Genomic DNA, 15,722 nt, shown 5'->3' with positions numbered 1-15,722 from the left:
CCGCGAGCCGCTGTGAATCGGGTTCGACAATGTCGAACGGTATCGCTTGATGTCGACGTGCGGTAGCCCAGTCCGGCGTCTTCCCACTTCCGGGGGACGGAGGGAGAGCCTCCGCTCTGTCCGCCGTACGGAATGTCCTGCTGCACTCTTGTGCCCGCCCGATACCCTGATCAGGTGCGCCGTCCTCTTCGAAGCCGCGGACCGCGCATAGCCGACAGCCGTCGCACTCTAGGGAGAACCCTTCATGGCCTCGCCGAGCAGTACGCCCACATCCGCCTTCCCGCGGGCAGCCGCCCTGCGAAAAGCGCTCAAGGAGCGCGTGATCGTCGCTGACGGCGCGATGGGCACGATGATTCAGGCGCAGGACCCCAGTCTCGACGACTTCGAGCAGCTCGAAGGCTGCAACGAGATCCTGAACGTGACCCGCCCCGACATCGTCCGGTCGGTCCACACCGAGTACTTCGCCGCGGGCGTGGACTGCGTGGAGACCAACACCTTCGGCGCGAACCACGCCGCCCTGGGCGAATACGACATCACCGACCGCATCTTCGAACTCTCGGAGAAGGGCACCCGCATCGCCCGCGACGTGGCGGACGAATTCGAGGCCGACGGCCGCGAGCGCTGGGTGCTGGGCTCCATGGGCCCCGGCACGAAGCTGCCCACGCTGGGCCACGCCCCGTACGCGACCCTTCGCGACGCCTACCAGGTGAACGCCGAGGGCATGATCGCCGGCGGCGCCGACGCCCTGCTGGTCGAGACCACGCAGGACCTCCTGCAGACCAAGGCGGCGGTCATCGGCGCCCGTCGCGCAATGGAGGCGGTGGGTGCGCACGAGCTGCCGCTGATCTGCTCGGTCACCGTCGAGACCACCGGAACGATGCTCCTCGGCTCCGAGATCGGCGCCGCCCTGACGGCCCTGGAACCGCTGGGCATCGACATGATCGGCCTGAACTGCGCGACGGGCCCCTCCGAGATGAGCGAGCACCTGCGCTATCTCGCGCAGCATTCGAGGGTGCCGATCTCCTGCATGCCCAACGCGGGCCTGCCGGTGCTCGGGAAGGACGGAGCCCACTACCCGCTGACGCCCGAGGAGCTGTGCGACGCCCACGAGGGCTTCGTACGCGACTACGGCCTGTCCCTGGTGGGCGGCTGCTGCGGTACGACGCCGGAGCATCTGAGGCAGCTCGTGGAGCGCGTACGCGGCAAGGAGCCGGCCAGGCGCGAGCCCACCCCGGAGCCGGGCGCCGCGTCCCTCTACCAGATGATCCCCTTCCGCCAGGACACCTCGTACCTCGCGATCGGCGAGCGCACGAACGCCAACGGTTCGAAGAAGTTCCGCGAAGCGATGCTGGACGGCCGCTGGGACGACTGCGTGGAGATCGCCCGCGACCAGATCCGCGAGGGCGCCCACATGCTCGACCTGTGCGTCGACTACGTGGGCCGTGACGGCGCCGCGGACATGAAGGAGCTGGCCGGGCGCTTCGCGACGTCCTCCACGCTTCCCATCGTGCTGGACTCCACCGAAGTCGACGTGCTTCAGGCGGGGTTGGAGATGCTCGGCGGTCGCGCCGTGATCAACTCCGTCAACTACGAAGACGGCGACGGCCCCGAGTCGCGCTTCCAGCGCGTGGCCGCCCTGGCCCGGGAGTACGGCGCCGCGCTGATGGCCCTGACCATCGACGAGGAGGGCCAGGCCCGTACGGCCGACCACAAGGTCGCCATCGCCGAACGGATCATCGAGGACCTCACCACCAACTGGGGAATCGACGAGTCCAGCATCCTGATCGACTGCCTGACCTTCACGATCTGCACAGGCCAGGAGGAGTCCCGCAAGGACGGGATCAACACCATCGAGGCCATCCGGGAGCTCAAGCGGCGCCGGCCGGACGTGCAGACCACGCTGGGCCTGTCCAACATCTCCTTCGGTCTCAACCCGGCCGCGCGGATCGTCCTCAACTCCGTCTTCCTCGACGAGTGCGTCAAGGCGGGCCTGGATTCGGCGATCGTCCACGCGAGCAAGATCCTGCCGATCGCCAGGCTGGAGGAGGAGCAGGTCAAGACCGCGCTCGACCTGATCTACGACAGGCGCAGCGAGGGCTACGACCCGCTGCAGCACCTGCTCGAGCTCTTCGAGGGCGTCGACACCAAGGCGATGAAGGCCGGCAAGGCCGAGGAACTGCTGGCACTGCCGCTGGACGAGCGGCTGCAGCGGCGCATCATCGACGGCGAACGCAAGGGTCTGGAAGAGGACTTGGACGCGGCGCTGGAAGAGCGTCCCGCGCTGGAGATCGTCAACGAGACCCTGCTCGAGGGCATGAAGGTCGTCGGTGAGCTCTTCGGCTCGGGCCAGATGCAGCTGCCGTTCGTGCTGCAGTCCGCCGAGGTGATGAAGACCGCGGTGGCACACCTCGAGCCGCACATGGAGAAGTCCGACGACGAGGGCAAGGGCACCATCGTGCTGGCCACAGTGCGCGGGGACGTGCACGACATCGGCAAGAACCTCGTGGACATCATCCTGTCCAACAACGGCTACAACGTGGTCAACCTGGGCATCAAGCAGCCCGTCAGCGCGATCCTGGACGCCGCCGAGGAGAACAAGGCGGACGTCATCGGCATGTCCGGTCTGCTGGTGAAGTCCACGGTGATCATGAAGGAGAACCTGCAGGAGCTCAACCAGCGCAAGATGGCCGCCGACTTCCCCGTCATCCTCGGCGGCGCCGCGCTCACCCGCGCGTACGTCGAGCAGGATCTGCACGAGATCTACGAGGGCGAGGTCCGCTACGCACGGGACGCGTTCGAAGGCCTGCGCCTGATGGACGCCCTCATCGGCGTCAAGCGCGGCGTCCCCGGCGTGGAGCTGCCCGAGCTGAAGCAGCGCCGCGTACCCAAGCGCCCCGCCTCCGCCGCCGGCGAGGTGCCCGAGGCCGAGGTCAACGACGGCTCGATCCGCTCTGACGTCGCGACCGACAACCCGGTGCCCACCCCGCCCTTCTGGGAGAGCAGGGTGATCAAGGGCATCGGCCTGAAGGACTACGCGTCGTGGATCGACGAGGGCGCGCTGTTCAAGGGCCAGTGGGGCCTCAAGGAGTCCCGCAAGGGCGACGGTCCCAGCTACGAGGAGCTGGTGGAGACCGAAGGCCGCCCCCGGCTGCGGGGCTGGCTGGAGAAGCTCCACACGGACAACCTGCTCGAAGCCGCTGTGGTCTACGGCTACTACCCCTGCGTCTCCAAGGGCGACGACCTGATCCTGCTGAACGAGGACGGCAGCGAGCGGACCCGCTTCACCTTCCCCCGCCAGCGCCGCGGCAGGCGCCTGTGCCTCGCGGACTTCTTCCGTGCGGAGGAGTCGGGCGAACAGGACGTGGTGGGGCTGCAGATCGTCACCGTCGGCTCCAAGATCGGCGAGGCCACCGCCGAACTCTTCGCCGACAACGCCTACCGGGACTACCTGGAGCTGCACGGCCTGTCCGTCCAGCTCGCCGAGGCCATGGCGGAGTACTGGCACGCGCGGGTCCGCTCCGAGCTGGACATCGCAGCGGAGGACCCGACCGCGATGCAGGACATGTTCGATCTGAAGTACCGCGGAGCCCGCTTCTCCCTGGGCTACGGCGCCTGCCCGAACCTCGAGGACCGGGCGAAGATCGCGGAGCTGCTGAGGCCGGAGCGCATCGGCGTCGAGCTCTCGGAGGAGTTCCAGCTGCACCCGGAGCAGTCCACCGACGCGATCGTCATCCACCATCCGGAGGCCAAGTACTTCAACGCTCGATGACGGTCCTAAGCGAACCGTCGTAGAATGGTCGGTCCGGTACAGGCCGGTCGTCCGCTCCCCAGGAGCGGTCGGCCGGCCTTCTCGTCCCTTACGGAGGTGTACGCGGATGACCAGCTCCATCCCCGCGCTCAGCACTCTTACGGCCGAAGGCTCGTCGCTGCAGGCGGTGCTCCTCGACATGGACGGCACCCTTGTCGACACGGAAGGCTTCTGGTGGGACGCCGAGAGCGAGGCCTTCGCGGAGCTCGGTCACGTGCTGAAGGACGAGTGGCGGGAAGTCGTGGTGGGCGGCCCGATGACTCGCAGTGCGAGCTTCCTCATCGAGGCGACGCAGGCGGACATCACGGTGGAGGAGCTGACCGTCCTGCTCAACGCCAAGTTCATCGAGCGGCTGCGGCGCGGCGTCCCGCTGATGCCGGGGGCGATGCGGCTGCTCAAAGAGCTGTCGGTGCACGGAGTGCCCGCGGCGCTGGTCTCGGCGTCACACCGCAGCGTGGTGGACGAGATGCTGGTCTCGCTGGGCGAGAAGCACTTCGCCCTCACCGTCGCGGGGGACGAGCTGAAGCGTACGAAGCCGCACCCCGACCCGTATCTGACGGCCGCCGCGCGGCTGGGTGCCGACCCGGCGCGCTGCGCCGTCGTGGAGGACACGGTGACGGGTGTCGCCTCCGCCGAGGCGGCGGGCTGTCAGGTGGTGGCGGTGCCCTCCGTCGCCCCCATCGAGGCCGTCGAGGGGCGCACCATCGTGAATTCACTCGAAGAAGTGAATCTGGCCTTTCTGCGTTCACTGATCATGGTGGCTCATTAGGCCTTTCCCACTGGGTAAGGTGACCTCCGGGGTCGAATACGCGACATGCCCTCTTGACGCATCGCGACCACGGCAGTGACATTCATCGCGCACTTCGCTTCGGTGTCGCCAAACGGTGTGCCGCAGACCCCCTGAAGTGCACCGCAACTACCGCTGTGTCCGCATTGGTTCACTGACGGGCAGTACTCTCCGCTGCCCGTCGAAACGGGTGGGAGGTGATCCCGATCGGACTCCGAGTTCGTCAGCAGAGCGATCTGTTCAGGATCGTCCTTGTTGAGACAACTGCGTCTTCTTCCCGGTCTGACGCCCTGTGAGGACTCCGGCCGGACGAGAGGACCGTCATTCATGATCCGCAAGACCGTCGTGCTGCCCGCCATAGCCGGCCTTCTCGCATCCATGCTCGTCGCATGCGGGGGAGAGAGTGCCGACGAAGCGGGGATAGTCGTCGGCACGACAGATTCCTTCGCCGTCAGCAAGGCCACGCCGGCGCCCTTCGACCCGGCCGCCTCCTACGACGTGAGCGCCTGGAACGTCATGCGCAACACCTTCCAGACGCTGATGCGCATGCCCCGTTCCGGCACGCGCCCCGTGATGGACGCCGCCCAGCGATGCGGCTTCACGGACGTCCAGAACGAGCAGTACCGCTGCACCATGCGTGAGGGGCTGACCTTCTCCAACGGTCACGAGCTCAACGCCAAGGACGTGGAGTTCTCGGTCAAGCGGATCCTGGGCATCAACTACGCCAACGGCCCCGTCTCGCTGCTCAGCGGCATCGCGAAGGTCAAGGCGACGAGCGACCGCGAGATCGTCTTCCAGCTCAGGAAGCCGGACGCCACCTTCCCGTACAAGCTCGCGACGCCTGCCGCGTCGATCGTCGACAGCGAGACCTATCCCGGGGACGGGTTCATCAAGGGCTTCAAGCTGACCGGCTCGGGCCCGTACCTCCTCGACAGCCTGGACTCCAAGCGAGGCAAGGCCTTCTTCACCCGCAACCCCGACTACAGGGGCGGGCTGAAGATCCAGAACGAGAAGGTCGAGCTGCGGTTCTTCCCGAACTCGCGCTCCATGGAGAAGTCTCTGCGCGCCGGCGACATCGACGTGATGAACCGGACGATCTCCCCCAAGCAGATAGAGAAGCTGGAGTCCGTTCCGGACGACCGCATCGACCTCGTCGAGCAGCCCGGCCAGGAGATCCGGTATCTCGTCTTTAACACCGACGACGACACCGCCGGCCGCCGCTCCGTGCGACGGGCCATGGCCGAGATCGTCGACCGCAAGGCGCTCGTACGTGACGTGTACTCACGCACCGCCGAACCGCTCTACTCCCTGGTGCCCTCCGGCGTGACCGGCCACCGCAACTCCTTCTTCAACGAGTACGGCGAGCCCGGAGCCGGTGCCGCCCGCGACATCCTCGAGGACGCCGACGTCTCCATCCCCGTGAAGCTGGACCTCACCTACACCACGGACCACTACGGCAGCGTCACCGCCAAGGAGTTCGAGAACCTCAAGGACCAGCTGAACGGCAGCGGGCTGTTCGACGTCGACATCAAGGGCGTGCCCTGGGACAAGTACCGGACCGAGGCGCTGGAGGGCGAGTACGAGGCCTACGGCTACGGCTGGTTCCCCGACTTCCCGGACGCGGACAACTACATCGCCCCCTTCTTCGAGAAGGACAACTTCCTGGGCAGCAAGTACAACAACACCGAGATCCGCGACCGGCTCATTCCGCTCACGCGCCGCGTGGCCGACCGGGTCCGTACGGCAGGCGGCTTCGGCCGCGCGCAGGACATCGTCGCGGACGACGTGCCCGTCCTGCCGCTGTGGCAGGGCAAGCAGTTCATCGCCGCACGCGACGACATCACAGGCGTCGAGTGGGCGCTGAACTCCTCGTCCGTGCTTCAGCTGTGGGAGCTGGGCCGGGGCTCCACCAGCTGACCGCCGGTCAGCGACCGGGCCGCCCGTGAGGGCCGGCCCGGCCTCAGGCCCCGGGCCGGACCAGGCCGCTCTCGTACGCGTAGACGGCGGCCTGCACGCGGTCGCGCAGCCCCAGCTTCGTGAGCACGTGGCCGACGTGCGTCTTGACGGTCGTCTCGCTGACGAACAGATCGGCGGCGATCTCCGAGTTCGACAGGCCGCGCGCCACCAGCTTCAGAACCTCCACCTCACGCTCCGTCAGCTGGTGCAGCGTGTCGGGCACGGGCTCCTCGCCCGAGGGCAGCTTGCCCGCGTACTTGTCGAGGAGCCGGCGGGTGATGCTGGGGGCCAGCATCGCGTCGCCCTCGGCCACGACGCGGATCGCCTGCACCAACTCGACGGCCGGGGCGTCCTTGAGGAGGAAGCCGCTGGCGCCCGCACGCAGCGCCTCCACGACGTACTCGTCGAGGTCGAAGGTCGTCAGCACCAGCACCTTCGCCGGGCCGTCCTTCGCGGGGCCGGTGATGCGGCGCGTCGCCTCCACGCCGTCCATGCGCGGCATGCGGATGTCCATCAGCACGACGTCGGGCTGCAACGCCCGTACCTGGTCCAGCGCCTGCAGCCCGTCGCCGGCCTCACCGACGACGGCGATGTCCTGCTCCGCCTCCAGAATCATCCGGAAACCGGTGCGCAGCAGCGGCTGATCGTCGACCAGCAGTACGCGGACAGCCACGGAATCTCCTTCGGGCGGGCGGCAGGGCACCCCCATTCTTGCTCAAGCCGGCTCAGGCCTCAGCTTCGGCTTCTTCCGACCCCTCCGTGCGAGGTTCGGGCAGACGCGGCTGCACGGTGAGCGGGTACGGCGGGGGAGAGCCGCCGAACTCGGGGCAGTGCGCCTGGTGGTCGCACCAGTTGCAGAGCTTGCCGGGGCTGGGCCGCCAGTCGCCCGTCTCCGTCGCCCGCGTGATCGCCTCCCACAGGGCCAGCAGCTTGCGTTCGACCCGCAGCAGATCGCTCTCGTCCGGGTCGTAGGTGAGTACGTCGCCGCTGCCCAGGAAGACCAGTTGGAGACGCCGGGGCACCACGCCGCGCAGCCGCCACACCACCAGTGCATAGAACTTCATCTGGAAGAGCGGGCCGTCGGAGAACTGGGGCGGCGGCGCCTTGCCCGTCTTGTAGTCGACGATGCGCACCTCGCCGGTCGGTGCGACGTCGACGCGGTCGATGATGCCGCGCAGACGCAACCCCGATTCGAGCTTGGTCTCCACGAACAACTCCCGCTCCGCGGGCTCCAGCCGGCTCGGATCCTCGAGCGCGAACCACCGCTCGACCAGACTCTCCGCCTCCGCCAGCCAGCGTGCGAGCTCCGCGCCGTCCTCCGCGAACAGCTCCCTCAGCTCCGGCCGCCTGGCCAGCAGCCGCTCCCACTCGCCCGCGACGAGAGACCGTGCCCGCGGCAGGCTGCGCTGCTCGGCCGGGGCGTCGAAGAGCCGCTCGAGCACCGCGTGCACGACCGTCCCCCGCGTGGCGGCGGGAGAAGGTTTCTCGGGCAGTTTGTCGATCACCCGGAAGCGGTACAGCAGCGGACACTGCATGAAGTCGCTGGCGCGGGAAGGCGAAAGGGAGTTGGGCGGCGATGCGACTCGGGTCTCCATGGAGGACGACCCTAGAGCCCCGCACTGACAACGCACGCATACCATCGAGGACGACGCACCCGCACTGCACGATCATGGGAACAGGCAGTGCAGCGGAGTGCGAGGAGCGGCAGAGGGGAACCCGTGTCGGACACGGACAACGGCGGCAAGCCGCACAGCGGTGGCGGCTCCGGTGGACCCGGCGACTCCGGAAGTGAGGGAGAAGGCGTGGACCGTCTCCCGGAGCGTCCGGAATCACCGGCACAGCCGGACGAGAAGCCGGAAAGCAGCGTGACGCCCGAGAAGGACTCCGGCGACGGCCCCGCACACGGGCTCGTCAAGGGCCCCGAGAGCGGCACCGGCACGCCGGAATCACCGCAGAGCCCCCAAGGGCGGGAGCAGCCCGAGCAGCGGCCCACGCCGCCCCCTGCGCAGGATCCCGGCGGCCCCGTTGCACCTGGCGGTCCCGCCAAGCCTCGCCGCGCCCGCCCCTTCGGCGGCGGCATCCTCATGGGCAAGCCGTTCGGCGTGCCCGTCTACGTGGCTCCCAGCTGGTTCCTCGTCGCCGCTCTCATCACGTGGGTCTTCGGCGGCCAACTCGACCGCGTGCTCCCGGACCTGGGGGCCGTGCGGTACCTCATCGCGCTGTTCTTCGCCGTGGCCTTCTACGCGTCCGTCCTCGTGCACGAACTGGCCCACACCGTCGCCGCGCTGCGCTTCAAGCTGCCCGTACGCCGCATCCAGCTCCAGTTCTTCGGCGGAGTCTCCGAGATCGAGAAGGAGGCGGAGACCCCGGGACGTGAATTCGTCCTCGCCTTCGTCGGACCGCTGCTCTCCCTCGTGCTCGCAGGTGTCTTCTACGGAGGCATGAAGGCCGTCGAGCCCGGCACCGTGCCCGGCGTCCTGCTCGCGGGGCTGATGATCTCCAACCTCATCGTGGCCGCGTTCAACCTCCTGCCCGGACTGCCCCTGGACGGCGGGCGGATGCTGCGCGCGCTGGTCTGGAAGGTGAGTGGCCGGCCCATGACCGGGACGGTGTTCGCCGCGTGGACGGGCCGCGCACTCGCCGTCGCCGTGCTGATCGGGCTCCCGCTGGCGACCCACGCGGGAGGCTTCACCCAGCAGAGCCTCAGCGGCGTCGACTCCCTGACGGACGCACTGCTGGCGGCGATCCTGGCCGCCATCATCTGGACCGGCGCCGGGAACAGCCTGCGCATGGCCCGGCTCCGCGAGCACATGCCGGACCTGCGCGCCCGCGCGCTCACGAGGCGTGCCGTGCCGGTCCCCAGCGACACCCCGCTGTCGGAGGCGCTTCGCCGCGCAAATGACGCCGGGGCCCGCGCCCTTGTGGTCGTCGACGGTGCCGGCGGCCCGATCTCGCTCGTACGTGAGGCCGCCATCGCCGGCGTCCCCTCGCACCGCCGCCCCTGGGTCGCCGTCTCCACCCTCGCCCAGGACCTCAAGGAGGGCATGCGCGTTCCCGCGGAGCTGGCCGGTGAGGAACTGCTCGAGCACCTGCGCGCGACGCCCGCCACCGAGTACCTGGTGGTCGAGGAGACCGGCGAGATCTACGGAGTACTCTCCACCGGGGACGTCGAGCGTGCCTTCGTCAACGCCATGGCCAAGCCCTCGGCGTAAGGAGTGCGGCGCACACCCGTTAGTCTGTGCACATGTCCGAACCGACCGGTGCCGCCCGCCGTCGCGGGCCCTTCAAGGTCGGGGACCAGGTCCAGCTCACCGATCCCAAGGGACGCCACTACACCTTCACGCTCGAAGCCGGGAAGAGCTTCCACACCCACAAGGGTGCCTTCCCGCACGACGAGCTGATCGGCGCCCCCGAGGGCAGTGTTGTCCGTACCACGGGAAACGTCGCCTATCTCGCGCTGCGCCCCCTGCTCCCCGACTACGTCCTGTCCATGCCGCGCGGAGCCGCCGTCGTCTATCCCAAGGACGCGGGGCAGGTGCTGGCGATGGCCGACATCTTCCCCGGCGCGCGCATCGTCGAAGCGGGCGTGGGCTCCGGCTCGTTGAGCACCTTCCTGCTCCGCGCCATCGGCGACCAGGGCATGCTCCACAGCTACGAACGGCGCGCCGACTTCGCCGAGATCGCCCAGCAGAACGTCGAGCGCTACTTCGGCGAACCGCACCCCGCCTGGACCCTCACCGTCGGGGACCTCCAGGACCACCTCTCGGACACCGACGTCGACCGCGTCATCCTCGACATGCTCGCCCCCTGGGAGTGCCTGGAGGCCGTCGCCAAGGCGCTGGTCCCCGGCGGCATCGTCTGCAGCTACGTGGCCACCACGACCCAGCTTGCCCGCATGGTCGAGTCGATCCGCGAGCACGGCACGTTCAACGAGCCGCAGGCGTGGGAGACCATGGTGCGCAACTGGCACGTGGAGGGCCTGGCGGTACGGCCCGACCACCGCATGATCGGGCACACCGGCTTCCTGCTCACCGCCCGCCGTCTCGCCGACGGCGTCGAGCCGCCGCTGCGCCGCCGCCGCCCTGCCAAGGGCGCCTACGGCGAGGACTACAAGGGCCCGGGGAGCACCTCGGGCGCTTCCTGAGCAACGCACTGGGCTCCGCCGCCCAGCCACTAACTCGGTGGCGGAGCCGCAGCGTTGACGGAACCCCGCCGGGCAGACGCCGAGCAGGGCCGGGCAACGACGGCGCGCCGGGCGGAGAGTGACGGGGCGTCAGAAAAGTCCCGCAGAACTGCGGACCCGGCCGTTCCGATGCCGTGTGACGTATGGCACGATGCTGGGCACCCCCAAGCACACTTCTCACAGGAGTCACCCGGCGTGACGGAACTGCCGCACACCCGTACCCGCATGGTGCACTGGCTGAGCACTGCCGTGGCTCTCGCCGCCGTCGTCGGCGCCTCGGCGCTGATCCAGCCCGCGGACGCCACCGCCCAGCCCACCCTCACCACGACCTCCGCCGCGCCGGGCCCGAACCCGAAGAAGGCCGATTTCCCGGTGAATTGCGGCCGCGGCCCGCAGGCCAAGGTCGTTGTCGTGGACCAGGGTTCCGCCGATTTCGACGGCGACGGACGCAGCGAGACGGTCGCATCCGTGCGCTGCCACTCCGGTACGGGCTCGCCGCCCAACGCCCTCTTCGTGCTGGCTTCCGCCGCCGAACCCGACAAGCCCCCGCGCGTGGTCGCCACGATGCTGCGCACCAAGGAGCGGATGACCGTGCAGGACCTGAAGGTCCGCGGCACCACCGTCTCCGCGAAGCTTCTCGGCTACTCGTCCCCGTCCGTGCCGAGCTGCTGCCCGGACAAGCAGCGGAAGGTGAAGTGGGAGTGGAAGGACGGGAAGTTCGCGCTCGAGGCCGCTCCCGTCGCCGGGAGCCCGGAAAGCGTCTGAGGAGCCAACAGACCCTTCCCGGCCCTTCCGTTCGGCTACCGAACGTGCTCCGCCGTCACTCCCCGTGTCATTCCGCCTCGGGTCCGTAGACCTCGACGCTGTCCGAAACCCGGCGGACGTGGATGCAGTCCCCGGGGCACTCCTTGGCGGAATCCACCACGTCGTTGAGGAGTGGAAGGGGCACGGGAGTGGCCGCGCCCTTGTCCTGGAGGAGCTCGTCCTCGCCGTTCTTCACATAGGCCAACCCGTCGATGTCCAGCTCGAACACCTCGGGTGCGTACTGCGCGCAGATGCCGTCGCCGGTGCACAGGTCCTGGTCGATCCAGACCTCGAGTGCGTCGTTCCCGGAGCTCATCCTGTCGCCTGCCGTTCCTGCGTTCGTGATGGAAAGCTGCCGCCCATCAAGGGGTGTTGACCATCTCGACCCTACAACCGGCCGCTTTCGGATGGTCATGGGTGGGTATTCCCTGGCGTGAGGGAGCGCGCAAGGGTGAAGATCAGACACACCATGACCGTCTTTGTGATCTAGGGTTTCAACCCGTACCGGTCCAGGTAGGGTCAGGAACGTCCAGCTCCCCCTGGAGGAGGTGAGGACCGTGGCAGCCCACGACGACGACATCAACCGCGGCATCCGGCCTGGTCGGGGTTCAGAAGACCCCGCCGGCCAGGTCGCGTATCTCGAGCAGGAAATCGCCGTCCTGCGCCGCAAGCTCGCCGACTCTCCGCGACACACTCGGATTCTTGAGGAGCGGATCGTCGAGCTGCAGACCAATCTGGCCGGAGTCTCAGCGCAGAACGAGCGACTCTCCAACACTCTCCGTGAGGCCCGCGATCAGATCGTGGCTCTCAAGGAAGAGGTCGACCGTCTTGCTCAGCCGCCGGCCGGCTTCGGAGTTTTTCTGCAGGCGAACGACGACGGCACGGCGGACATCTTCACCGGTGGCCGCAAGCTCCGTGTGAACGTCAGTCCCAGCGTCGAGCTCGAGGAGCTCCGGCGCGGCCAGGAACTGATGCTCAACGAAGCGCTCAACGTGGTCGACGCCATGGAGTTCGAGCGTGCCGGAGACATCGTCACGCTCAAGGAGGTCCTCGAGGACGGCGAGCGTGCTCTCGTCGTCGGGCACACCGACGAGGAGCGCGTGGTGCGCCTCGCCGAGCCGCTGCTCGAGTCCACTCTCCGCGCCGGTGACGCGCTGCTGCTCGAGCCCCGCTCCGGCTACGTCTTCGAGATCGTTCCGAAGAGCGAGGTCGAGGAGCTGGTCCTCGAAGAGGTCCCGGACATCGACTACGCCAAGATCGGTGGGCTGCGCGGGCAGATCGAGATGATCCGCGACGCGGTCGAACTCCCGTACCTGCACCCGGATCTCTTCAAGGAGCACGAACTCCGCCCGCCCAAGGGCGTCCTGCTCTACGGGCCTCCCGGTTGCGGTAAGACCCTCATCGCGAAGGCGGTCGCCAACTCGCTGGCGAAGAAGGTCGCAGAGGTCACCGGCAAGCCCCAGGGCAAGAGCTACTTCCTCAACATCAAGGGCCCGGAGCTCCTCAACAAGTACGTGGGCGAGACCGAGCGGCACATCCGCCTGGTCTTCCAGCGGGCGAGAGAGAAGGCGAGCGAGGGCACGCCCGTCATCGTCTTCTTCGACGAGATGGACTCCCTCTTCCGCACTCGCGGCTCGGGCGTCAGCTCGGACGTGGAGAACACCATCGTTCCGCAGCTGCTCTCCGAGATCGACGGTGTCGAAGGCCTCGAGAACGTGATCGTCATCGGTGCCTCCAACCGCGAGGACATGATCGACCCGGCGATCCTGCGCCCGGGCCGACTCGACGTGAAGATCAAGATCGAGCGTCCCGACGCCGAGGCCGCGAAGGACATCTTCTCGAAGTACCTCACCCCGAACCTCCCGCTGCACACGGACGACGTCTCCGAGAACGGCGGCAACGCCAACGCCGCGGTCGACGCCATGATCCAGTCCGTCGTGGAGCAGATGTACGCGGAGTCCGAAGAGAACCGCTTCCTCGAAGTCACGTACGCCAACGGCGACAAGGAAGTTCTCTACTTCAAGGACTTCAACTCCGGCGCCATGATCGAGAACATCGTCGGCCGGGCGAAGAAGATGGCCATCAAGGCCTACCTCGACCAGAACCAGAAGGGTCTGCGCGTCTCCCATCTGCTCGCCGCTTGCGTGGACGAGTTCAAGGAGAACGAGGACCTTCCGAACACGACCAACCCCGACGACTGGGCCCGCATCTCCGGCAAGAAGGGCGAGCGGATCGTCTACATCCGCACGCTGGTCACCGGAAAGCAGGGCGCGGACACGGGTCGCTCCATCGACACCGTGGCCAACACCGGTCAGTACTTGTAAGCAGATAGCGATCCGGCTGCGGACGCCCAGTGTGGACCCTCGCCGAAGGCAGGGGGAGGGCGTCCGTGGCCGGATCGTTTTTGAGCAGTCTGAGGAAGTCCGCTGAGTGATCTCCCGACTTCAGTCCGTGCGTTCTAGGCTCGTGCGTAGTACCTCTGCGTGCAGTGCTCGGGGACGGAACGCACACGGGCACGGTGCACAGCGGGACTTGAGCGGTGGCCCATCGGTGGGCCTCCGCCGGGCAAGGAGGGCCGCATGACCGTACGGCGAGTAATGGGCATCGAGACCGAGTACGGGATCTCCGTGCCCGGCCACCCCAACGCCAATGCCATGCTCACCTCATCCCAGATCGTCAACGCCTACGCCGCGGCGATGCACCGGGCGCGCCGTGCCCGCTGGGACTTCGAGGAGGAGAACCCCCTGCGGGACGCCCGCGGGTTCGACCTGGCACGGGAATCGGCCGACGCGAGCCAGCTCACCGACGAGGACATCGGCCTCGCCAACGTGATCCTCACCAACGGAGCCCGCCTCTACGTCGACCACGCCCACCCCGAGTACAGCTCGCCGGAGATCACCAACCCCCTCGACGCCGTCCTGTGGGACAAGGCGGGGGAGCGGATCATGGCGGAGGCCGCCGAGCGCGCCGCCGAGGTCCCCGGCACCCAGCCGATCCACCTCTACAAGAACAACACCGACAACAAGGGCGCCTCCTACGGCACGCACGAGAACTACCTGATGAAGCGGGAGACCGCGTTCTCCGACATCGTGCGGCACCTGACGCCCTTCTTCGTCTCCCGGCAGGTGGTCTGCGGTGCGGGGCGAGTCGGACTCGGCCAGGACGGCAGCGAGCACGGCTTCCAGCTCAGCCAGCGCGCCGACTACTTCGAGGTCGAGGTCGGCCTCGAGACGACGCTGAAGCGGCCGATCATCAACACCCGGGACGAGCCCCACGCGGACGCGGAGAAGTACCGCCGGCTGCACGTGATCATCGGGGACGCGAATCTCTCCGAGATCTCCACCTACCTCAAGCTGGGCACCACGGCGCTGGTCCTGTCGATGATCGAGGACGGCTTCATCGCCGTCGACCTCGCCGTCGACCAGCCCGTACGCACGCTCCACCAGGTCTCGCACGACCCCACGCTGGGCCGTCTGATCACACTGCGCAGCGGCCGCACGCTCACGGGCGTGCAGTTGCAGATGGAGTACTGCGAGCTGGCGCGCAAGTACGTCGAGGAGCGCTGGGGCGCCGACGCCGACGAGCAGACCAAGGACGTGCTGACCCGCTGGGAGGACGTGCTCTCCAGGCTGGAGCAGGACCCGATGAGCCTCTCCAGTGAGCTGGACTGGGTCGCGAAGCGTGAGCTGATGGAGGGCTACCGCCGCCGCGACCAGCTCGAATGGGACGCGGCGCGGCTGCACCTCGTTGACCTGCAGTACGCCGACGTAAGGGCCGACAAGGGCCTGTACAACCGCCTCGCGAACCGCGGCAACATCCAGCGGCTGCTCGACGAGTCGGACGTGCAGCGGGCGGTGGGCAAGCCCCCGGAGGACACCCGCGCCTATTTCCGTGGCCGCTGCCTGGAGCAGTACGCGGACGACGTGGCCGCTGCTTCGTGGGACTCGGTCATCTTCGACCTCCCCGGCCGTGACTCTCTGCAACGGGTACCCACACTCGAGCCGCTTCGGGGTACCCGGGACCACGTGAAGGAGCTTTTGGACCGCTGCAGCACCGCGGAGGACCTGGTGAGAGTGCTTTCCGGAGGCCGATGAGGGCTATCGGCCGCCGGAAACGGGAATCACCGGGGTGGCCCTCTGACGTTGGGAGAAGTGAAGGGCCGATGTCAGTCCCTGCTTGTAGGG

The 15,722-nt window shown here is 68.0% G+C and carries 11 protein-coding genes; 8 read left to right on the top strand and 3 right to left on the bottom strand.

Annotated features, from left to right (window positions below; genetic code table 11):
* Positions 1-244 precede the first annotated feature (244 nt).
* From metH to H5J26_RS06165, 3 genes are all read left to right on the top strand, one after another.
* On the top strand, positions 245-3,769 hold the full coding sequence (gene metH, locus H5J26_RS06175) for a methionine synthase (RefSeq protein WP_181764684.1): 3,525 nt from the start codon (positions 245-247) through the stop codon (positions 3,767-3,769).
* A 106-nt stretch (positions 3,770-3,875) separates the two neighbouring features.
* Entirely contained in the window at positions 3,876-4,577 is a 702-nt protein-coding gene (locus H5J26_RS06170; RefSeq protein WP_181764683.1) for an HAD family hydrolase, read from the top strand.
* A 345-nt stretch (positions 4,578-4,922) separates the two neighbouring features.
* Positions 4,923-6,512, top strand: a complete 1,590-nt coding sequence (locus H5J26_RS06165; protein WP_181764682.1) for an ABC transporter substrate-binding protein — start codon at positions 4,923-4,925, stop codon at positions 6,510-6,512.
* A 43-nt stretch (positions 6,513-6,555) separates the two neighbouring features.
* Here the strand turns inward: H5J26_RS06165 and H5J26_RS06160 are convergent, their stop codons facing one another.
* Both H5J26_RS06160 and H5J26_RS06155 read right to left on the bottom strand, forming a co-directional pair.
* Positions 6,556-7,224: a response regulator gene (locus H5J26_RS06160; RefSeq protein WP_181764681.1), complete on the bottom strand. Its 669-nt coding sequence runs from the start codon at positions 7,222-7,224 to the stop codon at positions 6,556-6,558.
* A 52-nt stretch (positions 7,225-7,276) separates the two neighbouring features.
* Positions 7,277-8,146 carry a RecB family exonuclease gene (locus tag H5J26_RS06155; RefSeq protein WP_181764680.1) on the bottom strand — a complete coding sequence of 290 codons (870 nt, stop codon included), beginning with the start codon at positions 8,144-8,146 and terminating at the stop codon, positions 7,277-7,279.
* Between the two features lie 123 nt (positions 8,147-8,269).
* On the opposite strand from H5J26_RS06155, the gene H5J26_RS06150 reads away from it, so the two are divergent.
* From H5J26_RS06150 to H5J26_RS06140, 3 genes are all read left to right on the top strand, one after another.
* Complete coding sequence (locus H5J26_RS06150) at positions 8,270-9,763, top strand: site-2 protease family protein (protein ID WP_181764679.1); 1,494 nt, start codon at positions 8,270-8,272, stop codon at positions 9,761-9,763.
* A 32-nt stretch (positions 9,764-9,795) separates the two neighbouring features.
* Positions 9,796-10,695: a tRNA (adenine-N1)-methyltransferase gene (locus tag H5J26_RS06145; protein WP_181764678.1), complete on the top strand. Its 900-nt coding sequence runs from the start codon at positions 9,796-9,798 to the stop codon at positions 10,693-10,695.
* Between the two features lie 234 nt (positions 10,696-10,929).
* Positions 10,930-11,499 (top strand): hypothetical protein, encoded by a 570-nt coding sequence (locus H5J26_RS06140; protein WP_181764677.1) that lies wholly within the window; start codon positions 10,930-10,932, stop codon positions 11,497-11,499.
* Positions 11,500-11,566: 67 nt separating this feature from the next.
* On the opposite strand, the gene H5J26_RS06135 is transcribed toward H5J26_RS06140, so the two are convergent.
* The gene (locus H5J26_RS06135) at positions 11,567-11,854 is read right to left on the bottom strand and encodes a ferredoxin (protein ID WP_181764676.1); all 288 of its coding nucleotides are present in this window, start codon (positions 11,852-11,854) and stop codon (positions 11,567-11,569) included.
* A gap of 241 nt (positions 11,855-12,095) precedes the next feature.
* Here H5J26_RS06135 and arc point away from each other — a divergent pair, with 241 nt between their 5' ends.
* Together arc and dop are read left to right on the top strand one after the other, a co-directional pair.
* The gene (gene arc / locus H5J26_RS06130) at positions 12,096-13,862 is read left to right on the top strand and encodes a proteasome ATPase (RefSeq protein WP_181764675.1); all 1,767 of its coding nucleotides are present in this window, start codon (positions 12,096-12,098) and stop codon (positions 13,860-13,862) included.
* Between the two features lie 255 nt (positions 13,863-14,117).
* The gene (dop, locus tag H5J26_RS06125; RefSeq protein WP_181764674.1) at positions 14,118-15,632 is read left to right on the top strand and encodes a depupylase/deamidase Dop; all 1,515 of its coding nucleotides are present in this window, start codon (positions 14,118-14,120) and stop codon (positions 15,630-15,632) included.
* Positions 15,633-15,722 lie beyond the last annotated feature (90 nt).

It is taken from the genome of Streptomyces albidus (ex Kaewkla and Franco 2022) (assembly GCF_013870515.1).
Classification (GTDB): domain Bacteria; phylum Actinomycetota; class Actinomycetes; order Streptomycetales; family Streptomycetaceae; genus Streptomyces; species Streptomyces albidus.
Note: the sequence above shows the minus strand (reverse complement) of the source record. Positions and strands in the feature narration are given on the sequence as shown.

What these genes read in the sequence shown, in the direction of transcription:
- metH (WP_181764684.1), top strand. Translation starts at nt 245, where the DNA reads ATGGCCTCGCCGAGCAGTACGCCCACATCCGCCTTCCCGCGGGCAGCC.
- H5J26_RS06170 (WP_181764683.1), top strand. Translation starts at nt 3,876, where the DNA reads ATGACCAGCTCCATCCCCGCGCTCAGCACTCTTACGGCCGAAGGCTCG.
- H5J26_RS06165 (WP_181764682.1), top strand. Translation starts at nt 4,923, where the DNA reads ATGATCCGCAAGACCGTCGTGCTGCCCGCCATAGCCGGCCTTCTCGCA.
- H5J26_RS06155 (WP_181764680.1), bottom strand. Translation starts at nt 8,146, where the DNA reads ATGGAGACCCGAGTCGCATCGCCGCCCAACTCCCTTTCGCCTTCCCGC.
- H5J26_RS06145 (WP_181764678.1), top strand. Translation starts at nt 9,796, where the DNA reads ATGTCCGAACCGACCGGTGCCGCCCGCCGTCGCGGGCCCTTCAAGGTC.
- H5J26_RS06135 (WP_181764676.1), bottom strand. Translation starts at nt 11,854, where the DNA reads ATGAGCTCCGGGAACGACGCACTCGAGGTCTGGATCGACCAGGACCTG.
- dop (WP_181764674.1), top strand. Translation starts at nt 14,118, where the DNA reads ATGACCGTACGGCGAGTAATGGGCATCGAGACCGAGTACGGGATCTCC.